Source organism: Massilia sp. CT11-108 (genome assembly GCF_047302915.1).
GTDB classification, from domain to species: Bacteria; Pseudomonadota; Gammaproteobacteria; order Burkholderiales; family Burkholderiaceae_D; genus Telluria; species Telluria orientalis.
The window spans coordinates 1-9,105 of record NZ_JBKYMO010000230.1; the positions used below are offsets into that span (position 1 = coordinate 1).

At 68.3% G+C, this 9,105-nt stretch carries 8 protein-coding genes and 1 pseudogene; 1 reads left to right on the forward strand and 8 read right to left on the reverse strand.

The window, feature by feature from the left end; genetic code table 11:
* From ACEN88_RS18110 to ACEN88_RS18145, 8 genes are all read right to left on the reverse strand, one after another.
* A partial coding sequence (locus ACEN88_RS18110) for an alcohol dehydrogenase catalytic domain-containing protein (RefSeq protein WP_413341758.1) occupies nucleotides 1–506 on the reverse strand: 506 nt, incomplete at its 3' end.
* A gap of 129 nt (nucleotides 507–635) precedes the next feature.
* Nucleotides 636–1,766, reverse strand: coding sequence for an FMN-dependent L-lactate dehydrogenase LldD (lldD, locus tag ACEN88_RS18115; protein ID WP_056125748.1), 1,131 nt, complete (start codon nucleotides 1,764–1,766; stop codon nucleotides 636–638).
* Nucleotides 1,767–1,775: 9 nt separating this feature from the next.
* A complete protein-coding gene (locus ACEN88_RS18120) occupies nucleotides 1,776–2,540 on the reverse strand; it encodes an SDR family NAD(P)-dependent oxidoreductase (protein ID WP_413341746.1) in 765 nt (254 codons plus the stop codon).
* The gene (gene fucP / locus ACEN88_RS18125; protein WP_413341748.1) at nucleotides 2,533–3,831 is read right to left on the reverse strand and encodes an L-fucose:H+ symporter permease; all 1,299 of its coding nucleotides are present in this window, start codon (nucleotides 3,829–3,831) and stop codon (nucleotides 2,533–2,535) included. Before fucP ends, ACEN88_RS18120 begins: the two co-directional genes overlap by 8 nt.
* A gap of 60 nt (nucleotides 3,832–3,891) precedes the next feature.
* Complete coding sequence (locus ACEN88_RS18130; protein ID WP_413341750.1) at nucleotides 3,892–4,758, reverse strand: fumarylacetoacetate hydrolase family protein; 867 nt, start codon at nucleotides 4,756–4,758, stop codon at nucleotides 3,892–3,894.
* A 43-nt stretch (nucleotides 4,759–4,801) separates the two neighbouring features.
* A complete protein-coding gene (locus ACEN88_RS18135; RefSeq protein ID WP_413341752.1) occupies nucleotides 4,802–5,773 on the reverse strand; it encodes an aldo/keto reductase in 972 nt (323 codons plus the stop codon).
* Between the two features lie 16 nt (nucleotides 5,774–5,789).
* On the reverse strand, nucleotides 5,790–7,019 hold the full coding sequence (locus ACEN88_RS18140; protein WP_413341754.1) for a UxaA family hydrolase: 1,230 nt from the start codon (nucleotides 7,017–7,019) through the stop codon (nucleotides 5,790–5,792).
* Nucleotides 7,016–7,354: a UxaA family hydrolase gene (locus tag ACEN88_RS18145; protein ID WP_413341757.1), complete on the reverse strand. Its 339-nt coding sequence runs from the start codon at nucleotides 7,352–7,354 to the stop codon at nucleotides 7,016–7,018. Before ACEN88_RS18145 ends, ACEN88_RS18140 begins: the two co-directional genes overlap by 4 nt.
* Before the next feature lie 177 nt (nucleotides 7,355–7,531).
* Here ACEN88_RS18145 and ACEN88_RS18150 point away from each other — a divergent pair.
* Nucleotides 7,532–9,105 (forward strand): annotated as a pseudogene (locus ACEN88_RS18150) (hypothetical protein); the annotation flags it as partial.

Consider the following 9,105-nt stretch of genomic DNA (forward strand, 5'->3'; position numbering starts at 1 on the left):
GGCCCCGCCCCGACGACGAGCACGCGCTGCCCTGCCGCGACGGCGCCGCGGCGTACCGCATGCAGGCCGATGGCGAGGAATTCCACCATCGCGGCATCGTCGAGCGAAATGCCTTCCGTCTTGAGGACGAACTGCGCCGGGACCGCGAGGTATTCGGCCAACCCGCCGTCGCGGTGCACGCCCAGCACCTGGATCCGCGTGCAGCAGTTCGTCTTGCCCTTGCGGCAGGCGACGCAGTCGCCGCACGACAGGTACGGCATCACGAGCACCTCGTCGCCCGGCGCGAGGCCGGAGCCGGCGGGCGCCGTGGCCACTTCGCCGGACAGTTCATGTCCCATCACGCGCGGATACGCGAGGAACGGCTGCGTGCCGCGGAAGATGTGCATGTCCGTACCGCACACGCCGATACGGCGTACGCGCAGCAGCACCTCGCCCGGACCGGCCTCCGGCACCGGCTTGAAACCCAGCTGCAGGTCGCCGGGGGATTCGCATACCACGCACTTCATCTGACTCATGTCGTTGCCTTTCGTTTTGTATTCTATAAATTTAAGACATTTATAGTCGTAAAGCAATCGAAAACCGCCATTCCCGCGTATGAAATTGAATAGCCGGCGCGGCCGCGCCGGCGCAGAAGGTCAGGCCAGGCAGTCCGGCCCGATGTCGCGCACGGATTGCACGCCCGTCAGGACCATGCTGGTGCGGATGTCTTTTTCGAGGATGGCGAGCAGGTTGCGCACGCCGGCCGCGCCGCCCGTCGCGAGCGCATAGATGAACGCGCGGCCGATCAGGACGCCGTCCGCGCCCAGCGCCAGCAGCCGGACGACGTCCAGGCCCGTGCGCACGCCGGAGTCGGCGAAGATCGTCAGGTCGCCCTTCACCGCCGCCGCGATGGACGGCAGCGCCTTCGCCGTGGACAGCGCGCCGTCCAGCTGGCGCCCGCCGTGGTTCGACACGACGATGCCGTCCGCGCCGAACGCCTTCGCGTCGCGCGCGTCGCCGGCGTCGAGGATGCCCTTGATGACCATGGGCCCCTGCCACTCGTCGCGGATCCACTGCAGGTCGCTCCAGCTGATGCCCGGATCGAAGTTGGCGGCCAGCCAGCCGATGTAGTCCGCGAGGCCCGTCGCGTGGCCGCGGTACGCGGAGATGTTGCCCAGGTCGTGCGGCCGGCCGAACAGACCGACGTCGAACGCCCAGCGCGGATGCAGCATCGCCTGCAGCACGCGGCGCAGCGGGCCGTGGCGCCCGCTCATGCCGGAATGGGCGTCGCGGTAGCGCGCGCCCGGCACCGGCATGTCGACGGTGAACACGAGCGTGTCGATGTTCAGCTCGCGCGCGCGGCGCAGGTAGTCGCGCATGAAGCCGCGGTCCTTCAGTACGTACAGCTGGCACCACAGCGGCTGCGACGATTGCGCCGCCACCTCGGCCAGCGGGCACACGGAGACGGTGGACTGGATGAACGGGATGTTGCGTTCCGCCGCCACCCGCGCCGCCTGCACCTCGCCGCGGCGCGCGTACATGCCCGCGAGGCCGATCGGCGCCAGCGCCAGCGGCAGGCCGCGCTTCACGCCGAACCACTCGGTCGACAAATCGAGGGTTTCGGAACCCTTCAGCACGCGCTGGCGCAGGCTCACGGCCTGCAGGTCGTCCACGTTGTGGCGCAACGTCGACTCGGTGCCGGAGCCGCCGTCGAGGTAATGGAACAGGAACGGCGGCAACCGGCGGCGCGCCGCCTCGCGATAGTCGGTGGCGGAAGAGATGATCATCAGGCGGCTTTACGTGTTCAGGGTGATGAAGCCGCCGTCGATCGGATAATCGGTTCCCGTGATGAAGGCAGCTTCGTTGCTGCACAAGTATAGCGCGAGCGCGGCCACTTCGTCCGGCCTGCCCATGCGGCCGATGGGCTGCGTCTTCGACAGCTGCTCGAACATCTCCGCCTCCCGGCCCGGATAATTCCGCGCCAGGAAACCGTCCACGAACGGGGTGTGCACGCGGCCCGGCGAGATCGAATTGCAGCGGATCCCGTCCTGCAGGTAGTCTTTCGCGACCGACAGGGTCATCGCCATCACGGCGCCCTTCGCCGTGGAATACGCGAAGCGCTCCTTGATGCCCACCGAGCCCGCCACCGACGCCATGTTGACGATGACGCCGCCGCCGTTCGCGCGCAGCTGCGGGATCGCCGCGTGCAGGCAGTTGTAGACGCCCTTGACGTTGACGCTCATGACGCGGTCGAAGTCCTCTTCGCTCGTCGTGTCGGCCTTGCCGATGTGGGCGATGCCGGCGTTGTTGACGAGGATGTCGAACGGGCCGATCGCGGCCATCAGCGCTTCCACGTCGGCCTGGCGCGACACGTCGCAGGCGTGCGAGGTGACGCGGCCGGCCTCCTCGCGGATCTCGCGCACCGCCTGCAGGCAGGCGGCGTCGTTCAGGTCGACCACATGGACATGCGCCCCCTGGCGCGCGAACAGCTGGGCGATCGCCTTGCCGATGCCGCTGCCGCCGCCCGTGATGACGGCTTTCTTGTCGTTCAATTCAAACACGTTTCGTGACTCCCATGGAAGATGGCGTGGCGCGGGCTTCGCGGCTGGCCTGCCGCAGCGAGGCGCGCGCGAACCAGGCGATGACGACGAAGCACAGCAGCGGCACCGCATAGCCGTACTGCACGTTGTGCGTGACGTCGCTGACGAAGCCGAACAGCAGCGGCAGCAGCGCGCCGCCCACGATGGCCATGATGATCAGGCCACTGCCCATGTCGGCGTGGTGGCCGGCGCCCTGCAGGCCCAGCGAGAAAATGGTGGGGAACATGATCGACATGAAGAACGCGATGCCGATCACCGCGGCAAGGCTGGCGACGCCGGTCGCCACCATCGCCACCGCCGCGAGCACCGTGCACGCCAGCGCGTACATCCACAGCAGCCGCGCCGGCGCCACGACGCGCATCAGGCCCGTGCCGACGAAGCGGCCGACCATGAACGCCATGCCGCAGCCCCACCCGAGGTAGTCCGCCGCCGTCACGGGCGAAACGCCCGCCGACCGGGTGGCGTACAGGATGAAGAAGCTGAACACGCACACCTGCGCGCCCACGTAGAAGAACTGGGCGATCGCGCCGCGGCGGATCGACGGCACGGCCAGCGCCTCGCCGAGCGAGCTCTTGGCCGGCGCATTGTCCGAGCGGCCGCCGACTTCCGGCAGCTTCAGGAACCAGAACACGACGGCGATGGCGAGGATGACGAGCCCCAGCATCATGTACGGCCCCTTCACGCTGGCCGCTTCCGCCGCCAGCGCCGCCTGGCGCGCCGCTTCCGGCATCGCGGCGAGCTGCGCGTCGTCGGCGCCGTGCACGAGGATCAGGCGCGCGCCGATGATCGGCGCCAGCGTGGCGGCGAGACCGTTGAACGACTGCGCCAGGTTGATGCGCTGGGCCGCGCGGTCCGGCCGGCCCAGCAGGGTCACGTACGGATTGGCGGCCGTCTCCAGGATCGTGAGGCCGCACGCGATGGTGAACAGCGCGGCCAGGAACACGATGTATTGCTGCGTGTTCGCGGCCGGGATGAACATCAGCGAGCCCGTGGCGAACAGCAGCAGGCCGCAGATGATCGCCGCCTTGTAGCCGGCGCGGCGGATCAGGAGGCCCGCCGGCAGCGCCATCACGAAATAGGCGATGAACACGGCCGAATCCACCAGCGCCGACTCCAGCACGGTCAGGCTGAACGACCGCCGCAGGTGCGGGATCAGGATCGGGTCGAGATTATGGACGAACCCCCACATGAAAAACAGTGTGGTGATCATCACGAGGGAAAACCGGTACTGCCGCGTCGAGGGGTCCGTCATGTCTGCAATGTCTCCGTATTGGCGCTCGTGCGCCTTTTATTCACGAACGATCACGAACGATCAGCCGTCGATCAGCGCCTCGTTCCACGCGTGGACGGTCTGCGCCTGCTCGCCCAGGCCTTCGATGCCGAGCCGCATGCGGTCGCCCGGTTCCAGGTAGACCGGATCCGGCTTCTGGCCGAGGCCCACGCCCGGCGGGGTGCCGGTGCTGATCACGTCGCCCGGCTGCAGGGTCATGAAACGGCTGATGTAGCTCACCAGGTGCGCGACGGTGAACACCATCGTGCGGGTATTGCCCGTCTGGTAGCGCTTGCCGTTCACTTCCAGCCACATGTCCAGGTTCTGCGGATCGGGCACTTCGTCGGTCGTCACGAGCCATGGGCCGACGGGGCCGAACGTGTCGCAGCCCTTGCCCTTGTCCCATTGGCCGCCCCGCTCCAGCTGGTATTCGCGCTCGGACAGGTCGTTCACGACGCAGTAGCCGGCCACGTAGTCGAGCGCATTCGCTTCGTCGACGTAGCGCGCGCGCTTGCCGATGACGACGCCCAGTTCCACTTCCCAGTCGCTCTTGACGGAACCGCGCGGCAGCACGACGGGGTCGTTGCAGCCGATGATCGAACTGGTCGCCTTCGTGAACAGCACGGGTTCCGCCGGCACGGCCATGCCCGATTCGGCCGCGTGGTCCGAATAGTTCAGGCCCACGCAAATCAGCTTGCCGATGTCGGCGACGACCGGCGCGTAGCGGACCGGCTGTTCGACGACGGGCAGGCGGCTCGGGTCGAGGTCCGACAGGCGGGCGATCGCGCCGGCGGCCAGCTGGGCCGAGGTCAGGTCGGGCAGCACGCCGGACAGGTCGCGGATCACGCCGTCGGCGTCCATCAGGCCAGGTTTCTCGGCGCCCTTCGGGCCATATCGCAGCAGTTTCATGGTATTCCTTTGTTACGGTGATATTGAAAAATCAGGCCGGAGATCAAGTCGACGGCACTGGCGCGGCCGGGTCCAGCAGGCCGGCATCCTTCAGCGCGGTCCACAGGCCGGCCGGCAGCGGCTGGGAAAACCAGTGCGCGTTGCGGCGCAGCTGGTCGATGTTCTGGGCGCCGGGAATGCACGACACGACGGCCGGATGGGCCATCGGAAATTGCAGCGCGGCGGCCTGCAGCGGCACGTCGACGTCGCGGCAGACGGCGGCGATGGCGCGCACGCGCTCGACGACCGCCGCCGGGGCGTCCTCGTAATTGAATTTGTTCGTGCCCGCCAGGATGCCGGAGTTGAACGGCCCGCCGATCACGACGCGCGTGCCTTGCCGCGCGCAGCGGTCCATCAGCGGGGCGAGCGACGCCTGCTCCAGCAGGGTGTAGCGCCCGGCCAGCAGCACGCAGTCGAGCGCGCACACGTCCATGGCATCGGCGATCACCTCCCACTCGTTGACGCCGAGGCCGAAGCCCTTGATCGCGCCCTCGTCGCGCAACTGCGCCAGCGCGCGGAAGCCGCCGCCCTCGGTCAGTTGCCCCCAGTAGTGCGCATGGCGTTCGCCGTGGGTGACGCGGCCGATGTCGTGCACGTACAGCATGTCCACGCGGTCCAGGCCGAGGCGCTGCAGGCTGTCCTCGTGCGAGCGCATGATGCCGTCGTGCGTGTAGTCGTAATGCGGCCGGAACGGCAGCGGCGCCGCCCACCCGCATTCGCCCGGCTGCACGTCCGGATCGGGCCACATCAGGCGACCGACCTTCGTGCTGATCGTGTAGTCGCCGCGCGGCCGCGATCGCAGCGCCGCGCCCAGGCGGTGCTCGGACAGCGTAAAACCGTAGTACGGCGCCGTGTCGAAATAGCGGATGCCCAGGTCCCAGGCGGCGTCGACGAGCGCGTACGCGTCCGCTTCCGCCATCGGGTCGTACAGGCCGCCCAGTTGCGCGCAGCCCAAGCCCAGTCGCGTGACGTTCATGTCAGGCTGCCTCATATCAAGCTGCCTTCAAGGGCAGGCAGCGCGGCCCGATCGGCTCGAACTGCTTGTACGTGAGGATGAATTCCTGGTGGCCCAGGTCTTCCGACTTCGTGCACTCGCCGTTCGCCACGCGGGCGACGAGGTCGACGATTTCGTCGCCGACTTCCTCGATGGTCGCATGGCCCGTGAGGATGCGGCCCGCGTTGACGTCCATGTCGTCCGCCAGGCGCTCGTAGGTCGCCGGGTTCGCGCACACCTTGATGACGGGAGAAATGGCCGAGCCGACCACCGACCCGCGGCCCGTCGTGAACAGCGTGACGTGCGCGCCGCACGCGATCAGTTCCACGATCTCGGCGTTGTCCGAGATATTCGGGAAGCCGAAGCGCGGTTCGCCGTCCGGTACGACGTCCAGCAGGTACAGGCCGCCCGTGGGCGGCTGGTCGCCCGGCTTGATGATGCCGCTGATCGGCGACGCGCCGCTTTTCGCGTATGCGCCCAGCGATTTTTCTTCCAGCGTCGTCAGGCCGCCGTCCGCATTGCCCGGCGCGAAGCTGCCGTGGCCCATGATCGTGTAGTAGCGCGACGCCTTCTCGACCGTCTTGACGATCTCGTCGCCCAGTTCCGGCGTGACGGCGCGGCGCTTCATGTGGAATTCGCAGCCGACCAGTTCACCGGTCTCCTCGAACACGCACGCGCTGCCCGCGGCAATCAACCGGTCGAACGCCGCGCCGACGGCCGGATTGGCCGTGATGCCGCTCGTGCTGTCGGAACCGCCGCAGATCGTCGCGACGACCAGTTCGTCGAGGCGCATCGGCACGCGCTCCTGGCGCGCCAGGTCCTCGACGGCCCACTGCACCCATTCGACGCCGCTCTTCACGCCGGAGCGCGTGCCGCCGACGTCCTGGATCGTCACCGTGTGGACGGGCCGGCCGCTGTCGGCGACGGCTTGCGCGACACCGTTCTTGTCGAAGCTCTCGCAGCCGAGCGACACGAGCAGCGCCGCGCCCACGTTCGGGTGCGTCAGCACGCGGCGCATGATCGTGTCGGCGTATTCGTTCGGATAACAGCCCGGGAAGCCGATCAGGTGCACGGGCTGGCCGGGGAACGCATTCACGATCAGTCGCGCGACGTGGTGCGCGCACTCCACGAGGTAGGCGACGACGACGACGTTGCGGATGCCCTTGCGCCCGTCCGCGCGCGGATAACCGGACAGGGCGGCCAGGGTGATGTCGGTGGAGGTGGTCATGGTGCTTTGCTTCCGATGAAATGGTGGCCGTCCTGGTCGAGCGTGAAGGTCGGGATGTAGTCGCTTTCCAGGTTGTGCGTGTGGATGTGCGCGCCGATGGCGACGGGCACCGTGGCCGTGCCGATGATGGCGCCATAGCGCAGCACCTTGTCGCCCGGCGCCAGGTCGCGCCGCGCGCCCTTGTGGCCGAGGCGGACGTCGCCGGGTAGCGCAACCTCGCGGCCGTCGATGACGACCGTGGCGCCGGCCTTGAGGTCGACGCGCGCGATGAGGCAGTTATCCTCGCGCGACATGAGCAGCAGGCTGCCCGCCTGCGCTGGGGTGGTGCTGGACATGACGATCCTTTGCGGCTGACTTAAGTAACAGCATAATTGTATTCTATAAATTGAAAACATACGACTATTTGCTTTGTTGCGCTGCAGCACAAAAGGAATCGGCAATCGTAAGTACGCACGCGCAATAAATGTTACTCTTACGCAATTCAAAGCCTTCAGGTCAGTCATCGTCCCTTCATGCATCCCAAGCTGCTCCTTCGTCTTGCGGCCCTGGCGCTCGCGTTCCTGTGCGCGCGCGCGCCGGCACAACACCTGCCGCTGAAGGCCTACGGCCAGGCCGAGGGCCTCGGCAACCTGTCCGTCACGGTGGCGTCCCAGGATGCCGCCGGCTATGTATGGATCGGCACGCAGAACGGCCTGTTCCGTTTCAATGGCACCGGCTTCCGCCGCTACGGTCCGGCGCAGGGCTTTCCCGACAAGATCGTGACGGCGCTGGTCGACGGCCGCGCGACGGGCATGTGGGCCGGGACATACGAGAATCTATACCGGTTCGACGGCAGGCGGTTCCGTTCCGTCCGGTTCGACGGCAAGCCGATCGAGGTCTGGCCGGGCCAGCCCGTCGCCGCGACGGCGGACGGCCGCGTGCTGGTGGTGGCGCGCGACCGGCTTGTGGAGATTACGCCACGCGGCGACGGCGGCGACGTCCGCGCCTACTTTACGCCCGATCAAATCCGCGCCTACCCCGGGCTGGCAACGATCCTGAGCATCCACGCCGACGCGGACGGCGCCCTGTGGATGGGTTGCGGCACGGCCCTGTGCAGCGTCGCCCGCGGCCGCGTGACCGTCCGGGACGGCAAGGACGGATTGCCCGCGGATGCCTGGAGCAGCATCCTGCGTGACGGCGCGGGCACGCTCTGGGTGCGCAGCGCGACGCACGTCTTCGTGCTGCCGGCGGGCGCCACGCGCTTCCAGGAGCGGACGCCGTCCGAGATCCGCAAGCGCCAGCTCCTCACGGAGATGCGCCTGGACGCGGATGGCCGGGTGCTGACGAACGCCGACGACGGGCTGCTGCGCTGGCAGGACGGCCGGTGGCAGCTCTTCGGCCGCCAGAACGGCCTGGACGTCGGCGGCGGCGTCACCGCGATCCTGCAGGACCGCGAACACGGCATCTGGCTGGGCACGCTGGGCCGCGGCCTCGTGCAACTACTCGGCTACGGGAACCTCGAAAACTGGACCACGTCGCAGGGCTTGCCCAACGACGTCATGATCTCGGTGCTGCGCGACCCTCGCGGCATCCTGCACGTCGGAACGCGCTCCGGCCATGCCTGGCAGGTGCCCGGCGAACGCCGCTTCCGCACCGACCCCGCCCAGCCCGCGTACGCGACACAGGAATGGGGCAGTATGGCGCTCGACGCGGACGGCCACCTGTGGGCGGGCACCTACGGCGGCGCGCTGCTGCGGCGCACGCAGGAGGACGGCAGGACCGCGCTGGTCGCGCGGTGGCCGCAGATCAACCAGGTGCTGGCGGACGGCGGCCGCGTCTGGATGGCCACGGAAGCGGGCATGCACGTCTTCCCCGCGACGGCGCCCCTCCCCGCCGTCGGCAACGAACCGGTCACCGATGCGGTGACCGACGGCTGTACCGACGGGCGCGGCCATCTGTGGTTTGCCGGGATGAGCGACGTCAGGCGTTTCGACGGACGGGCCTGGGAGACCCGGTCGTACGACGCGGCGCTGGGCGGTGCCGAAATCCTCAGCCTGGCCTGCGCGCGCGACGGCAACCTGATCGCGACCACGCACGACGGCGTGGT

Coding starts and splice junctions, on each gene's coding strand:
- ACEN88_RS18130 (WP_413341750.1), bottom strand. CDS start 4,758: ATGAAACTGCTGCGATATGGCCCGAAGGGCGCCGAGAAACCTGGCCTG.
- lldD (WP_056125748.1), bottom strand. CDS start 1,766: ATGATCATCTCTTCCGCCACCGACTATCGCGAGGCGGCGCGCCGCCGG.
- ACEN88_RS18140 (WP_413341754.1), bottom strand. CDS start 7,019: ATGACCACCTCCACCGACATCACCCTGGCCGCCCTGTCCGGTTATCCG.
- ACEN88_RS18145 (WP_413341757.1), bottom strand. CDS start 7,354: ATGTCCAGCACCACCCCAGCGCAGGCGGGCAGCCTGCTGCTCATGTCG.
- fucP (WP_413341748.1), bottom strand. CDS start 3,831: ATGACGGACCCCTCGACGCGGCAGTACCGGTTTTCCCTCGTGATGATC.
- ACEN88_RS18135 (WP_413341752.1), bottom strand. CDS start 5,773: ATGAACGTCACGCGACTGGGCTTGGGCTGCGCGCAACTGGGCGGCCTG.